This window comes from Gottfriedia sp. ABJ_BB2_2, assembly GCF_055484705.1.
In genome coordinates this window covers 367206-381764 of the sequence record NZ_JBVFKR010000002.1, presented here as the reverse complement: position 1 = coordinate 381764, position 14559 = coordinate 367206, and the positions used below count along the sequence as shown (strand labels likewise).

Annotated in this window: 16 protein-coding genes; 9 read left to right on the top strand and 7 right to left on the bottom strand. The window is 32.2% G+C overall.

All coding sequences use genetic code 11. From position 1 onward, the window contains the following. The 3 genes from ACX6U0_RS06795 to ACX6U0_RS06785 all read left to right on the top strand — a co-directional run bounded on the left by ACX6U0_RS06795 (position 1) and on the right by ACX6U0_RS06785 (position 1419). Positions 1–735: an amino acid ABC transporter ATP-binding protein gene (locus ACX6U0_RS06795; RefSeq protein WP_464959200.1), complete on the top strand. Its 735-nt coding sequence runs from the start codon at positions 1–3 to the stop codon at positions 733–735. A 147-nt stretch (positions 736–882) separates the two neighbouring features. Further along, positions 883–1089 (top strand): small, acid-soluble spore protein, alpha/beta type, encoded by a 207-nt coding sequence (locus ACX6U0_RS06790; protein ID WP_464959199.1) that lies wholly within the window; start codon positions 883–885, stop codon positions 1087–1089. 78 nt (positions 1090–1167) lie between these two features. Beyond that, positions 1168–1419 carry a hypothetical protein gene (locus ACX6U0_RS06785; protein WP_464959198.1) on the top strand — a complete coding sequence of 84 codons (252 nt, stop codon included), beginning with the start codon at positions 1168–1170 and terminating at the stop codon, positions 1417–1419. A gap of 46 nt (positions 1420–1465) precedes the next feature. Here ACX6U0_RS06785 and ACX6U0_RS06780 read toward each other — a convergent pair whose 3' ends face one another. The 6 genes from ACX6U0_RS06780 to ACX6U0_RS06755 all read right to left on the bottom strand — a co-directional run bounded on the left by ACX6U0_RS06780 (position 1466) and on the right by ACX6U0_RS06755 (position 8435). Further along, positions 1466–2563 carry an ABC transporter ATP-binding protein gene (locus ACX6U0_RS06780; protein ID WP_464959197.1) on the bottom strand — a complete coding sequence of 366 codons (1098 nt, stop codon included), beginning with the start codon at positions 2561–2563 and terminating at the stop codon, positions 1466–1468. Between the two features lie 132 nt (positions 2564–2695). Continuing rightward, positions 2696–3619: a PucR family transcriptional regulator gene (locus ACX6U0_RS06775; RefSeq protein WP_464959196.1), complete on the bottom strand. Its 924-nt coding sequence runs from the start codon at positions 3617–3619 to the stop codon at positions 2696–2698. 78 nt (positions 3620–3697) lie between these two features. Further along, entirely contained in the window at positions 3698–4831 is a 1134-nt protein-coding gene (locus ACX6U0_RS06770; RefSeq protein WP_464959195.1) for a YheC/YheD family endospore coat-associated protein, read from the bottom strand. 47 nt (positions 4832–4878) lie between these two features. After that, positions 4879–6234, bottom strand: a complete 1356-nt coding sequence (locus tag ACX6U0_RS06765; RefSeq protein WP_464959194.1) for a YheC/YheD family endospore coat-associated protein — start codon at positions 6232–6234, stop codon at positions 4879–4881. Next, complete coding sequence (locus tag ACX6U0_RS06760; protein ID WP_464959193.1) at positions 6234–7319, bottom strand: YheC/YheD family endospore coat-associated protein; 1086 nt, start codon at positions 7317–7319, stop codon at positions 6234–6236. The genes ACX6U0_RS06765 and ACX6U0_RS06760 overlap by 1 nt, the downstream gene beginning before the upstream one ends. 18 nt (positions 7320–7337) lie before the next feature. Next, positions 7338–8435, bottom strand: coding sequence for a YheC/YheD family endospore coat-associated protein (locus ACX6U0_RS06755; protein ID WP_464959192.1), 1098 nt, complete (start codon positions 8433–8435; stop codon positions 7338–7340). Between the two features lie 273 nt (positions 8436–8708). On the opposite strand from ACX6U0_RS06755, the gene ACX6U0_RS06750 reads away from it, so the two are divergent. From ACX6U0_RS06750 to ACX6U0_RS06735, 4 genes are all read left to right on the top strand, one after another. Continuing rightward, on the top strand, positions 8709–9062 hold the full coding sequence (locus tag ACX6U0_RS06750; RefSeq protein ID WP_464959191.1) for a YlbF/YmcA family competence regulator: 354 nt from the start codon (positions 8709–8711) through the stop codon (positions 9060–9062). A 139-nt stretch (positions 9063–9201) separates the two neighbouring features. Further along, positions 9202–10071, top strand: a complete 870-nt coding sequence (locus ACX6U0_RS06745) for a Cof-type HAD-IIB family hydrolase (RefSeq protein WP_464959190.1) — start codon at positions 9202–9204, stop codon at positions 10069–10071. A gap of 127 nt (positions 10072–10198) precedes the next feature. After that, positions 10199–11677: a coproporphyrinogen III oxidase gene (locus tag ACX6U0_RS06740; protein ID WP_464959189.1), complete on the top strand. Its 1479-nt coding sequence runs from the start codon at positions 10199–10201 to the stop codon at positions 11675–11677. Positions 11678–11759: 82 nt separating this feature from the next. Continuing rightward, positions 11760–12548, top strand: a complete 789-nt coding sequence (locus ACX6U0_RS06735) for an enoyl-CoA hydratase (RefSeq protein ID WP_464959188.1) — start codon at positions 11760–11762, stop codon at positions 12546–12548. Positions 12549–12629: 81 nt separating this feature from the next. Here the strand turns inward: ACX6U0_RS06735 and ACX6U0_RS06730 are convergent, their stop codons facing one another. After that, positions 12630–12815 (bottom strand): YhzD family protein, encoded by a 186-nt coding sequence (locus ACX6U0_RS06730; protein WP_464959187.1) that lies wholly within the window; start codon positions 12813–12815, stop codon positions 12630–12632. A gap of 334 nt (positions 12816–13149) precedes the next feature. Between ACX6U0_RS06730 and yhaM the strand changes: the two genes are divergently transcribed. After that, positions 13150–14088, top strand: coding sequence for a 3'-5' exoribonuclease YhaM (gene yhaM / locus ACX6U0_RS06725; RefSeq protein ID WP_464959186.1), 939 nt, complete (start codon positions 13150–13152; stop codon positions 14086–14088). A 260-nt stretch (positions 14089–14348) separates the two neighbouring features. Then, positions 14349–14552 carry a sporulation YhaL family protein gene (locus tag ACX6U0_RS06720; protein WP_087999911.1) on the top strand — a complete coding sequence of 68 codons (204 nt, stop codon included), beginning with the start codon at positions 14349–14351 and terminating at the stop codon, positions 14550–14552. Positions 14553–14559: the final 7 nt, after the last annotated feature.

The window sequence follows — 14559 nt, the reverse complement described above, 5'->3', positions numbered from 1 at the left end:
ATGATTAAGTTAGAAAATATTCAAAAACGTTTTGGTGAATTAGAAGTATTAAAAGATGTTAGTTTGAATGTTAAGAAAGGGACTGTTACTGCAATTATTGGTCCTTCTGGTTCAGGAAAAACAACATTTTTAAGATGTATAAACGTACTAGAGCAACCGAATAACGGTAAAATTACAATTGATGATCAAACAATTGATTTTTCAACTAAAGTGTCTAAAAAAGAAATTATTTCTTTAAGAAGTAAAACGGGAATGGTTTTTCAACAACATCATCTGTTTCCGCATTTAACTGCACTCGAAAATGTGATGGAAGGTCTAGTTACGGTACAAAAAGTTAAAAAAGAAGTAGCGAAGAAAAAGGCAACGGATTTATTGATTAAAGTAGGGCTTGCAGATAAAATCGATCTATTGCCTCATCAGTTATCAGGCGGTCAGCAACAACGTGTAGGGATTGCTAGAGCATTAGCACTTGAACCAACTGTTATATTATTTGATGAACCAACTTCTGCATTAGATCCAGAGCTTGTACAGGAAGTATTAAAAGTTATGAAGGAATTAGCAGAAGAAGGAATGACAATGATTGTTGTAACACATGAAATGAGATTCGCTCGAGATGTTGCAGACGAAGTCATCTTTATGGATGGTGGCTATATTATAGAACAAGGTCATCCAAGTGAAGTATTAGAAAAACCACAACAAGATCGTACAAAGCAATTTTTACGGTTAATACAATAATTTGAAGGTACTAGATCCAAATCTAGTGCTTTTTTTTTGTGCTTTTTTCTTTACATCCATTTTCCAAAATTTACATTGTCTTTAAATACATATGAAATCGGTTTGGAGTCATACTATCATTACACTACTTAAGGAGGTGAGACACAGATGGCAAACAACAACGGAAACAGTAACCAATTAGTAGTTCCAGGTGCTCAACAAGCTTTAGATTCAATGAAGTATGAAATCGCTTCTGAATTTGGAGTAAACTTAGGACCAGATGCAACAGCTCGCGCTAACGGTTCAGTTGGTGGAGAAATCACTAAACGTTTAGTTCAAATGGCTGAACAAAGCTTAGGTGGATTTTCTAAATAATAACAATGGCTTATAGGGATGGAGATTATTCTCCATCCTTTCTTAATGAAAAGTGTTATACATAGTGGAGGTATGATAATGGAAGGTATATGCCCGCTTTGTAATGGAATTGAACAATTAAAAGTAATTTGCCCAATTTGTGAAAATCATTGTGATGATAAGGGCAGAGCGATTGATTATGAAGATAAATATAGTCCTTATTATGATTATGATCTAACTGCAAAATATGATGGATTAACAACAGAAAATTCAAATCAATATTGTACTCATATGTTTAATTGTCCAGATTGTAACGAGGGTTTCCTAAAAATAATCAATAAAATAAAATAACGCAGTACCAATATAAATGGTACTGCGTTATTTGTTGTAATAAATATTATCGAATACGTGATTCTGTTTCTTTATCGAAGAAATGTACTTTATTCATATCAATCGCTAACTTGATAATTTGACCATGTGTGAAGCTAGAACGAGCATCTAATCTTGCAACTAATTGATGGCCTTCAAAGTTAGTGTAAAGCATTGATTCTGCACCTAAAAGCTCTGCAACTTCAATTTCTAAATCAAGAATTGTACCTTGAGAAGCTTCTAAGAAAACTGGTTCATCATGTAAGTCCTCTGGACGAACACCAAGAATTAGGTCTTTACCGATATAACCATTATCTCTTAACGTTTTCATTTTACCTTCAGGAATAGCAATTTTCTTGCTACCTAAGTTAAAGTATCCATCTTCTAATTTTCCGTTTACAAAGTTCATTGCAGGTGATCCAATGAATCCACCAACGAAAACATTTTCTGGCTTATCGTAAACTTCTTTCGGCGTACCAACTTGTTGGATGATACCATCTTTCATAACAACTAGTCTTGTTGCCATAGTCATTGCTTCTGTTTGGTCATGTGTTACATAGATTGTTGTTGTTTGAAGACGGTGATGTAATTTAGAAATCTCAGAACGCATTGCTACACGTAATTTTGCATCTAAGTTTGATAATGGCTCATCCATTAAGAATACCTTCGCATCACGTACAATAGCACGTCCTAGAGCAACACGTTGACGTTGTCCACCAGATAAAGCTTTAGGTTTACGATCTAAGTATTGCTCTAAACCTAAAATACGAGCTGCATCTTTTACACGACGATCGATTTCAGCTTTATCGAATTTACGTAATTTTAAACCAAATGCCATATTATCATAAACAGTCATATGTGGGTAAAGTGCATAGTTTTGGAATACCATCGCGATGTCACGATCTTTTGGTTGCACATCGTTAACACGTTTTCCATCGATATAAAAATCACCTTTAGAAATATCTTCTAAACCAGCGATCATTCGAAGTGTAGTTGACTTTCCACAACCAGATGGTCCTACAAAAACAATAAATTCTTTATCTTGAATGTGAAGATTAAAGTCTTCAACTGCTGTTACGTTATTATCATAAATTTTAAAAATATGGTCTAATTTTAATTCTGCCATGATTCGTTTCCTCCTAATTGTGAAATCGGTTTCATTAACTAGATTGTACAGATTAAAATGTTTTCTAACAATAGTAAACGTTTACAAAAAATAAAAGCCTCATTTGTACATATTGCACAAATGAAGCTTTATTTATGACATTTCACGTAATTCAAGCAATTGAATTGCTAAAAATATAACAAGTCCATCTTCGAAATGCTTCAAATCAATACCAGTTTGTTCAGAGAATTTATCGAGTCTATATTGAACAGTATTTCGATGAAGAAATGCTTTTTTTGCTGTTGCAGTTACATTCATATTATGTTGGAGATAGATTTTGACGGTTGAAAGTGTTTGATCATTTAAAGTCATATCATTCAACAAAATATTAGGAAGTACTTTCCTTAAATCTTCTGGAATGAATGACATAAAATAATGGAGCATTTCTTTTGAAAACCAAAGTACATTTTTATGTTTTTTTAACTGTAAAGCTTTCTTAAAGCATTGTTGTTCTATCTCAAATGCCTGTTGCAATTCTGACAAAGGAGCATAACATTTCCCTACAAAAAAAGTAACTTCGTGATATAAGTCAGCAGCAATTGTTTCTTGCATATGTTCAAGATAGGACTGCATGATTGGCTGATCATTTATTTTTTCTATAATTATGCCTTCTCTGGCAGAAGACCAAATGATGATGATCTCTTTATGGAAAAATGCCAAAATCGCTTCTTCAAATTCTGCTTTATTCGAGAAAAATTGATTGCTAAAAAAATGGATAAAACGTACTGAACTAGGTAATTTTGTTTCATTTTCATTCGTAAATGGATTTTGTTCGTTATCAGTGAATAAGTAGTCAAACCATTCATTATTGATGGTAGGGATGAAGAGGGCTTCTCTATCTAAAGCTGTGAATATTCCGGTTAATAGCTTCTTTTGTTCATCTTGAAGACTTTCGTTTTTGATTCCAAATAATTCTTGGTGATCTGAGAGGAACCAAGTGTAATCTAAGTATGTGTTTTCATCAGGTATAACAGATACAGAATTTGAGCCAAATAACTTTATTATTTTTTCAATCATATTTTTGTACCTTTCCAGATTCTTTCATTTCATTTTATCATTGTTAAAGAGAATAAAAAAGAAACCATAGTACGTTTACTATGGTTCGAAGTTCGAAAGTTCATAAAACAGGTGTATTAAATTTTCTAAACCTTTTTCTTTTATCTCTACTTCATCAAAAACCATTGGTTTTGAATTGATTTCAAAAATATAATAATGACTATCTTGAAGTCCAATATCCATAGAGAATTCATAGAAATGACCATGTTGTTTATTTAATGCTTCACCAGTGAGTTGAACAATCTTTTCAAGTAGATGTTCATTTAATTGAATGGGAAGTTCTTCAAGGGATATAATGGTCCCACCTCTAGGAACATGGGTAGTAATTCCACCAAGTGTGCCAACTCTTACTCCAATACCGGAAATGATAAATTGTTTTTCTTTTTTATGAACTAGGACTCTTAAATCAAATTTCCTGCCATCAGGTAATTTACTATCAATTCCTTGCTGACATATAAATGGTTCATGTAAAGAAGAGATAAATTTCCAGCATTCATGGATATCTTTGTTAAGTTCAACATGAAAAGCATTTCGGATAGTCACTGTATTATTCGCTAATATTGAAATTTTAAAAACGCCCAATCCTTTAGCGGAATGATGCTTCTTAATGTAGATGCAATTCCATTTATTTAAATACAGTCTAAGGTCTTCTTCTGTGTTTAAATCAATTGTTTCAGGGATGTATTTTGATAAAAATGGATCAGATGAGAGGAGAGTCATTGTTCCGATTTTAGATAAATAAGATTCATTAAAAAAAGGAATGTTTAGCTCAAATAATTGTTTGCGTAAATTTTTGTATTGTTCATTGGATTCATATTGAACAGATGGAATACGATTATAAATGACATCTGGCAAAGGTGAAAATAATTCAATCCATTTTTTAGTTTGAAAACAAAATGTATAACATTTAAGGGAGGTCCCAGAAAATGCAGATGGTGTAAAGATAACTGGGATGCCACCCTCGGAGATGACTTTTTTGCAAATTCTCTTAAAGGTTCTTATATTGCCACTAAAAGGAAAACGATCTTCATTTGTTAAAATGCCAATAATTGGACCAAAGTGTTGCTGATTCTTTTTTACTTGAAATGTTAAGGTGCTTTTGCCTTGATCTTGAATTGAAATATGGTTAATGAATAGGCGATTATGACCGAGCGTAACTTTAGTGCGATTCATGTCATTATGGGACCATGTATTTGATTCAAGATGATAAAAAACGGAAGTCATTTTATCATAACCTTGGACTTAGTACTTTGCTTAGACAGATGCGTTGCATATTCCAAAAATAACTTTTTAATTGTTTTGTCGTGTTCTCGGAAGTTTGGATTCGTAAAGATTGAGCGCCCAGGTTTAGAATTCGCTTCAAATAACCATACTGTTTCGTTCTTATCAACACCTAAATCAAATCCAATTTCTCCTATATGGCCTTCTAATTGTTTGTCTAATACTTCGCTAATTTTAAGTGCAGCTAATGATAATTTATCATGTATTCTTTTTGCTTTGTCGCTTTCAAAGATTTCACTAAGTGTTTTAACCCGTCCGCCATTATTTAAATGGGTCGTAGTACTACCTTTACCAGCAATTTTTGCAGCTATTACTGTTACATGCCATTTTCCATGTGCATCTTTATTTGTATGGACCCTGAAATCAACGGGCTGATGTTCATAACGGATTAAAGGAATACCTTGTTGGACAATAAAATCATGTAATCGCGTTTTCTTAAATACGCGATTAATTAATACATTTAGTGATGAGAATTTTTGAAGTTTATTTACGCCATCTTCTCGGTAACGACAATAATAAATTTCTTCTTCTCGGTGATAACGGATGACAATAACCTTTGAACCTAAACTGCCATTTTCAGGCTTGATATAGACGAATTGATGCTGAGAGAGTAAATGTTCAATTGTGTCTAAATTACTAAACTTTGCAGTTACTGGGAGATAATGCTTTACTGATTCTTCGTTTTTTAACTTAACATATAAATCCCACTTATTGAAAAATCCAGGATTAAACCAAGGGATTTTATAATCAGTCTCAAGTCGAGTTCGAACTTTCTTAATTAATTTATGATCCTCAATTTTTCGATTAGGTAGACGATTGTAAATTACAGTTGGAAATGGGACAACTTCTTTAACCCATCTTTTTTCAGTAAAGAAATAACCTTGAATCGTTTCTGTCTCCCAGTCAATTCCATGCATTCCAAATATAAAAATAAAGCTATTTTGCTGATTATTTTCAGCCATTAAGTTTGCGAACATAAAACTACGATCGCCAATCGGTCGAAGTAGTGATTCAGTAAAGCCAGCTGTGAATATGCCAATTAATGGGCCTAATTGAAGTGTATCTCCAATAATAATTGGTTCAATATTTCCTTCAAATGGAATACATAACATCTCTTTTAACTGTTCAGAAATTGAGATGACATCATGAAGTGTATTCATCGTGACGAGTTGACAAGGGTACTTTTTTTGACCAAATGCAATATATTCAATATTTCTAGTAGAAGTTAATGCTTCTGGGACACAGACTAAGTCTTTACTCTGTCGATGTGTAACGATTTTCACAACTTCATTCATTATTTGATTTCACTTCTTTCATTTTTAGATTTAGATTGTAGATGGAGGCAATATTGTATTGGTGCAGAGTAAAGTTTATGTTGAATTGAAGGATCAGATTGAAGTAATACTTTTCTGCCTGGTTTCGAATTGACATCTAAAATCCATACAGCTTGATTGGAATCAATTCCTAAATCTAAGCCAATTTCAAATAGAGGAAGAAAGTTTTTCTCTAGTACGAGCGGTAATTGATTGCAGATTGTTTCAATATCTTCCTGTAAAATTAGTGCAGTTCTTTGGTTAAATTGCTTAATCCACTCATCAAATGGTAGAACATTACTTCCAGCACTCAAATTGGAAATAATTGAATTAGGCTGACCGACTCTAATACCTTTTCCAACTGTATCCCATTTACCCTTATCGTTCTTCTGTAATAGTATTCGTAAGTCAAAAGCTTCACGAGATTTCGTTTTTAAATCTAAATAACTTTGATAAACATATCCTTTAGACTCAACGATGGGTTGTAACCATTCAAAAAATTCATCTCGAGTTTCATATACCGTCTCAACAACTTCTTTTTGCTTTTGCGTTGATACACTAATTGAATAGGCATTTAAAGTAACAAAGTATATATTGATCCCTCTAGAACCATGAATTGGCTTAATCACTAATCTACGGGATTTTCTTAACTCTTCAAAAAATACAGCTAGATGTAACAATTTTTTCGTTTTAGGGATATATGGATTTAAGCTTTCATCCGTTGAAATGGCTTGATATGTTTCCCACTTTCCAGGAAGACCATAACCTAAAAATGTAATATCTTTACGCTTTTTTAACCAATCTACAATTGGTTTTGCTTGCTTACTTTTTAAGTTTGGAGAATAGAAACAACGATCGTATATATAATTAGGAATTTCAAAAGATGTTTTTTCCCATTGCTCAGTTTCAGGAATGTACTTCCATCCAACAATTTCTTCAGTGGAAGGTTGGATGCTAAATGGTGTAAATTGTACAAATTCATATCCAAGTTTACTTGCTTCCTTTGCCATATACTGAACGTATTCACCTTCTTGCCTTTCTTTCAGAGATAAATATCCAATTCTCATCTTCTTCACTCCTTGTACTTATAAATATGATTGAACAAGCGAAAAAATAGCTTTTGTTGAAGGTCTTATTTTATGAAATGGATCAACTAGTTGTAAGTCCTTTGATGGCTTAGAATTTAATTCAATTACCCACGGGTTAAATTGATTATCTATAGCAAGGTCCACCCCAAATTCAGCAAATAATCCATCAAAGGAGATATCTATGCATTTACAGCATTCTACAGCTAACTCAGTAAGTAATTTTTTAAAGTGAACTCTCTCTTTTTTGGGCAAGTATTGACTTAGAAACTCATCTATTTTTTCAAGATCTCCACCACGAGCAATATTGCTAACGAACTGTGTTGGATGACCAATCCTTGCAACGGTTGATGTTACTTCCCATTTGTTAAATTTATTTTTATGGCAAAGAAAGCGAAAATCAACGAGTCGATTATCTTGCATAATTAATGGCAAGCCTTCTTGAATGATATAAGTTCTCCTTTTTAATTGTGGTCTAATTGTTTGAAATAGTTGATGGATCGTTTCAAATTGTTTTTCTTCATCTGCATTTTGACTATTTTGTAACCGATAATGCTCTGTTTCTTTTGTTACTTTAAGAATATTTCGACCTTGGCTACCATGGATTGGTTTAATAAAAACGTTCTGATACTTTTGTAAAAAGGTGTTTAATTGTTCCTCAGAAATGCATTCTTCTGTATATGGCACGTAGGGCTTTAAATACGGTGATTCAATAAAGGATTTAAAAACTTCAAGTTTATTTAAAAATCTTGCATTAAAGAATGGAATATTTTGATTTGATAAAGCTGAACTTAATTGCTTAAACTCAGGTGAGCGTTCTAATTTTCTCGAATGAATTCTGTTGTGAATTATAGAAGGGGGGGAATTTACTTCTGTTAAAAACCAACCATCTTCATTCCGCTTATATCCAACTAACTCATTACTAATAAGCTTTTGAAAAGTAGTTACATAGAAATTCATTTCATGCTCCTCGCATAAATCAGTAAACTCTTCACAAAGGCTTGTAATGGAGCCAAGCGGTTGTATGGATTTTTCATTTATCGAATCTGTTAATATCACAAACGATTGTGGTTTTGAATCTTTAGGAAAAGATTGCAATAACTCTCCTCCTTTCCAAATTATTATCGTTGTATCATATGTGATATCCGCCTAGTTGGTGAATGATTCTTACATGAATCGTTCGATTTTCATATTTAAAGTTAGTCCAAAATAATTAAGATTTTTTTAGAAGCTAATATTTAAAGATCGACAATAAAGTTGAGATAGTTCAAATTATGAATAGGAGAATAAATAGTTTTACGACTGAAAAACTGACATATAATAGAATGTTTGCTATAGTGTTAGATACAAAGTAATTAGGAGGTTAGAAATATGACAGTAAACATTCATGATATTGCATATTCACTACAAAATGCGCTAAATGAGCACCCAGATTTGAAAAACCTACAATCTTTATATGCACAAATATTAGCTGATCCAAATGCTAAACCTTTATTTTCGGAGTTTCAAAACTTTCAAATGACAATGCAGCAAAAAATGATGCAAGGAGCGCAAATCTCTCCAGAAGAAAGTGCACAAGCTCAAGCACTTATGGCAAAGGTTTCACAAAATCCTTTGATTTCAAATTTAATGCAAGCTGAACAAAGAATGAACTTAGTTATACAAGATTTAAATAAAATTATCATGAAGCCATTAGAAGATTTATACGGTAGCTTAAATCAATAATGAAGAAGAAGACTCCAAGCAAATGGAGTCTTTTTTTGATGAGAATTGGAAATAATAACAAACTACTAAGTGTTCTATTTAATGTAAGCATGTCATATGTTTGAATATCGGTATTCTTGGTGAAATGGGGGAAATCTTAATGATTTATAAGTTACTTGCGATTAATATAGATGGGACATTATTACAATCAAATGGGAAGCTCACTAAAGAGACTAAGGAAGCAATCGAGTATGTTCAAGATAAAGGTATATATGTGACATTATTTACGAGTAGGAATTTCCAGGCAACTAAAAAAATAGCAAAAGCATTAAAAATTCCTTCCTTATTAGTCTCTCACTCTGGTGCTTTTATTTCTTCTAAGCTTGACGAACCGTTTTTTGAAAAGAGAATAGAAGAAGAAGAAGCGTATGATATCGTTAAGAAATTAGAAAAATATGACTGCAATATCCGTTTGTCTCACGAGCATTTTTCAATCGGAAATAGAAAAAAATTACAGTCAAATTTAGTAGCTAAGGCAGTTTTAAATAATGCTGACCCTGTTTTTTATCCAATCCAATTTGTTGAATCTCTATCTGATAGTATTTTAGAGAATTCAATTTCTCCATTAAAAATAGAATGTCATTTTTCAGATGAAGTAGAAAAAAATAAAGTAAAAATAGAAATCAATCAAAAATATCCACATTTAGATTGTTTATGTGATGAAGAGAAGAAAATTGAAATCGTTCGAAAAGGTGTTTCAAAATATTCTGGTTTAAAACGTTTAGGAGAACATTTGGGTGTATCCTATCATGAAATGGTTGTCATCGGAGACAATTACAGTGACTTACCATTAATTGAGCATGCAGGTTTAGGTGTTGCGATGTCTAATGCACCAGTAGAAATTAAAAAAGTAGCTGACTGGATTACACGTTCAAATGATCAAAATGGTGTTCCTTATATGATTAAAGAGCATTTTAGAAAACAATTCCCACTTCCATTCTTAAAATCACATTTGAAAATAGAAAAATAATATATATCCTGGTTTTCATTGAGATGTAATCATTGGAAACCAGGTATTTTTATGACAAATTTTATTAATTGACCTGTATTGTCTTTAATTTTATACTTAAGTGATAAATTTACAAAGGTGATAAAACATGAAAATATATATTAAAGGATTAGACGATCAGCGTTTCCAAAGACCATTAGAATTACTATCTCAATTATTCTTTGAAGATTGCAATGTTTCTTTAGAAGAAATAGAAGATGCAGATTTAGAAATACAGTTTTATTTAAATGAGCAAAACAAAGAGGTATCAGGTGAATTAGGAAAGGATATTCATGCTGATACTACTTATGTAGAAGGAAAAGATGAAAAAGAATCTTTTAAATTTAAAAAGAAAGCCGTTAATTTCGTCTTTTTAACATTGCTACAAGACTATACTAAAATAGAGCAAAAATGGGGAATTTTGACTGGGATTAGACCGACAAAACTTCTTCATACAAAATTAAAGAACGGCATGACGAAAGAAATGGCTCATCATGAATTACGAAATGATTATTTAATCCATGAAGAGAAAATTCAATTGATGCAGTCAATTGTCGACCGTCAACTTAAAGTCATACCTGACCTATATAACCTTGAAAATGAAGTTAGTATTTACATTGGAATTCCATATTGTCCTACGAAATGTGCTTACTGTACTTTCCCTGCTTATGCAATTCAAGGTAAACAAGGTGCGGTTGATTCATTCTTATATGGCTTACATTATGAGATGGAAAAAGTCGGTGAATTTCTAAAAGAACGTGGCATTAATATTACGACGATCTATTATGGTGGAGGTACGCCAACGAGTATTACAGCCGAAGAAATGGATTTGCTTTATGCTAAAATGCATGAATCTTTTCCGAACATGAAAAATGTACGTGAAATCACTGTTGAAGCTGGAAGACCAGATACAATTACACCTGAAAAACTAGATGTATTAAATAAGTGGAATATTGACCGAATTAGTATTAATCCACAGTCTTATCATCAAGAAACATTAAAAGCAATAGGCAGACACCACACTGTTGATGAAACAATCACGAAATTCCATTTAGCGAGAGAAATGGGTATGAACAATATCAATATGGATTTAATTATTGGTTTACCTGGCGAAGGATTAAAAGAATTTCAACACACTTTAGATGAGACTGAGAAATTGATGCCTGAATCTTTAACTGTTCATACATTATCATTTAAAAGAGCATCAGAAATGACTCAAAACAAGCAAAAATACAAAGTTGCTGAACGTGAAGAAGTACAGCAAATGATGAATGAAGCTACGGTTTGGACCGAAAATCATAACTATCATCCATATTACTTATATCGTCAGAAAAATATATTAGGTAATCTTGAGAACATTGGATATGCTGTAGATGGTCAAGAAAGCTTATACAATATTTTAATAATGGAAGAAGAACAAACAATTATCGGATTAGGCTGTGGTGCATCGAGTAAGTTTGTTCATCCAGGTACACGTCAAATTACTCGATTTGCAAACGCGAAGGATCCAAAATCGTATAATGATGGTTATGAACATTATACAAACGCTAAAATTAAAATTTTAGATGAGTTATTTTCAAAAAAGTGAATGACAATTCAATAAAATAAAGGAATTTCCCCTTTCAATGTTTAATGTTTAAAATAAACATAAATATAAAGGGGATTTTTTTATGACAATTTCTAATACAACAGATCACATTTTATTAAAAAAAGAAGGTCGTGTAGCAACAATTGTTTTTAATCGACCTGAAGTACTAAATGCAATGAACGAAGAAACATTTAGACAGTTTAGAGATGCTTTAGATGAAATCAATCAATCTGAAGTAGATGTAGTTGTCCTTTGTGGAAATGGCAAAGGTTTCTCATCAGGTGGGGATTTAAAATCAATGTTAAGTAACACTGACGAATCTGCATTTGCACCTGTAATGGATTTAATTTCAGAACTAGTTATAAAATTGTATACGCTACCAAAAATTGTAATCAGTGCAATTCACGGACCAGCAGCGGGAATTGGTTTAAGCCTAGCGTTAGCAAGTGACTATGTATTAGCCCACGAATCTGGCGTATTAGCAATGAATTTTATCGGAATCGGACTAATCCCTGATGGTGGTGCACACTATTTCCTTGAAAAAAGAATAGGTGAATCAAAAGCAAAACAACTAATATGGGATGGACAAAAACTAAATGCAACAAACGCGCTTGAAATTGGATTAATTGATGCAGTTATTGCAGGTGATTTCGAACAAGAAATCAAAAATCGCGTAAATGGAATCCTACAAAAACCAGTAAGTGCCATGATCCAAACAAAAAAGATATTCAACGAAAATAACCTAGAAAAACTAACTAAAGTATTAGCAGCGGAAAAAAATGGACAAGGACTAATGAGAAAAACTGCAGACCACAAAGAAGGCGTGCAAGCATTCCTACAAAAAAGAAAACCGGAATTTATTGGGAAATAAGAAAAGCGGAAGGCGTTCGCTCAGCCCCGACAGATAATACGTTCACATAAAAAAAGCTGCGAAAAATTGTTCGCAGCTTTTTTATGGATGAAATAAAAGTAGTTTTCCAGTTGGATTGATGCATCGGTGAGTTTTATCAAGTGCACCGAGTATAACAAGTTTTTCTTCTCCGATTTTTTTCGCTTCTAAGTCAGAGCTAGCTTCAAATTGTTCGTCTACAATAGATTCTCCACTTTTCTCAAATGCAGTAATACGATAGAGTGCCATGATTTTTCCTCCTTGAAATTCTCTATAATTCTTATTTTGGCATAAAAAGAAAAGAAGTGTAAAGTAATAATTTGAATAATTAGAAAGTTGTAAATTCAATTTTAGCGAATATCTTAACCATTTGTTACATTATGTCTTATTTTTTGTACCAACATTGTTGGGATAAGAGAGTATTTTAACGTATAATAGTTTACGTGATATAACAAATACATAATACGTAATTGTTTTATTTGTTGGGGAATTGAAATATTTTTCTTCATTTATGTTTACTATTTTATAGATGTTGTAGAGGCTTTTTGAACTAGAAGAAAAATAGACTTGTTGGAGGTACATGATGGATAAAAAAGTATATGAATATGAAGTTGGCGAACGCTTTGTGACGTTTTTATTTTTAAAGGCTGTTACAAAAGGTGTAGCAAGTAATCAAAAATCATTTTTATCTTTGACATTACAGGATCAAAGTGGAGATATTGAAGCGAAACTTTGGGATATTTCTTCAGAACAAGAAGAAGCGTATGTAGAAGGTGCTGTTGTAAAGGTTGAAGGGGAGCTTCATGATTATAGAGGAAAGCTTCAACTAAAATTACGTCAAATTCGTCCTGCGAAGGATTCTGATGAAGTAAATCCTGAAGATTTTTTTGCAAGAGCTCCAGTAGCGAAAAATGAGTTGTATGAAAAGATTACTTCTTATATTAATAATATGGAAAATGAAAAACTTAAAAAAATTACCGAATACTTAGTATTAAAAAATGAAGACGATTTTCTTGAGTTTCCAGCAGCTACAAAAAATCATCACGAGTTTGTATCCGGTTTAGCATATCACGTGTACTGTATGTTGAAATTAGGCGAATCAATTGCGAATTTATATCCTTCAATTAATAAGGATTTATTATATGCAGGTATTATTTTACATGATTTAGGAAAAGTTCGTGAGTTATCTGGTCCTGTATCAACAAAATATACTGTAGAAGGAAACTTACTTGGACATATTTCATTAATGGCAATTGAAATTGGAAATGCATCTATAGAACTTGGAATAGAAGGGGAAGAAATCACTGTTCTTCAACATCTAGTTTTAAGTCATCATGGTAAATATGAGTATGGAAGCCCTAAACTACCATTAATTAAAGAGGCAGAAATCTTACATTATATAGATAATATTGATGCGAAAATGAACATGTTAGATCGAGCTCTTGAACGTGTAGAGCCAGGTGAATATACTGAACGTATATTCCCACTTGAAAATCGTAGTTTCTACAAACCTAAGTTTTAATCATTGGTGAAAAGAGTACGTAAAGGTAGAGCTTTTCCGTGACAAAAAAGTCACAGTTCAGAACGTAAGAACTGTGACTTTTTTGTGTAATCAATTCGCTTTAGCTGGTCAGATCTCTCCCAATTGAGAGTGTTAATACTGAATTTGAAATAAACTATATAAACAGATTTCTAGAAAACAAAATACTAAAATAATCATACTTTCTCTGAAGTGACCATATAATGAAGCAAATGCTTGTCTACTAAGGAGGATAAAAAATTATGTTATTATTGCCATTCTGGATGTATATTGTCATTTTAGGAATATTTGTGAGTGGGTTTATGGTGTTGTATACTTCAAAACAAGATAGAGATGCAGATGAAGCTTTCATTGAAAAAGAGGGAGAAATATATTTGCAAAGAATTAAAGAAGAAAGAGAAAGAAGAGAGCAATTATTAATTAGCTCTGAGGTTTCTTCAAATTAATAAAAAA

Coding starts and splice junctions, on each gene's coding strand:
- ACX6U0_RS06785 (WP_464959198.1), top strand. CDS start 1,168: ATGGAAGGTATATGCCCGCTTTGTAATGGAATTGAACAATTAAAAGTA.
- ACX6U0_RS06760 (WP_464959193.1), bottom strand. CDS start 7,319: ATGAGAATTGGATATTTATCTCTGAAAGAAAGGCAAGAAGGTGAATAC.
- ACX6U0_RS06720 (WP_087999911.1), top strand. CDS start 14,349: ATGTTATTATTGCCATTCTGGATGTATATTGTCATTTTAGGAATATTT.
- ACX6U0_RS06750 (WP_464959191.1), top strand. CDS start 8,709: ATGACAGTAAACATTCATGATATTGCATATTCACTACAAAATGCGCTA.
- ACX6U0_RS06745 (WP_464959190.1), top strand. CDS start 9,202: ATGATTTATAAGTTACTTGCGATTAATATAGATGGGACATTATTACAA.
- yhaM (WP_464959186.1), top strand. CDS start 13,150: ATGGATAAAAAAGTATATGAATATGAAGTTGGCGAACGCTTTGTGACG.
- ACX6U0_RS06765 (WP_464959194.1), bottom strand. CDS start 6,234: ATGAATGAAGTTGTGAAAATCGTTACACATCGACAGAGTAAAGACTTA.
- ACX6U0_RS06790 (WP_464959199.1), top strand. CDS start 883: ATGGCAAACAACAACGGAAACAGTAACCAATTAGTAGTTCCAGGTGCT.
- ACX6U0_RS06795 (WP_464959200.1), top strand. CDS start 1: ATGATTAAGTTAGAAAATATTCAAAAACGTTTTGGTGAATTAGAAGTA.
- ACX6U0_RS06780 (WP_464959197.1), bottom strand. CDS start 2,563: ATGGCAGAATTAAAATTAGACCATATTTTTAAAATTTATGATAATAAC.
- ACX6U0_RS06740 (WP_464959189.1), top strand. CDS start 10,199: ATGAAAATATATATTAAAGGATTAGACGATCAGCGTTTCCAAAGACCA.
- ACX6U0_RS06735 (WP_464959188.1), top strand. CDS start 11,760: ATGACAATTTCTAATACAACAGATCACATTTTATTAAAAAAAGAAGGT.
- ACX6U0_RS06770 (WP_464959195.1), bottom strand. CDS start 4,831: ATGAATCGCACTAAAGTTACGCTCGGTCATAATCGCCTATTCATTAAC.
- ACX6U0_RS06730 (WP_464959187.1), bottom strand. CDS start 12,815: ATGGCACTCTATCGTATTACTGCATTTGAGAAAAGTGGAGAATCTATT.
- ACX6U0_RS06775 (WP_464959196.1), bottom strand. CDS start 3,619: ATGATTGAAAAAATAATAAAGTTATTTGGCTCAAATTCTGTATCTGTT.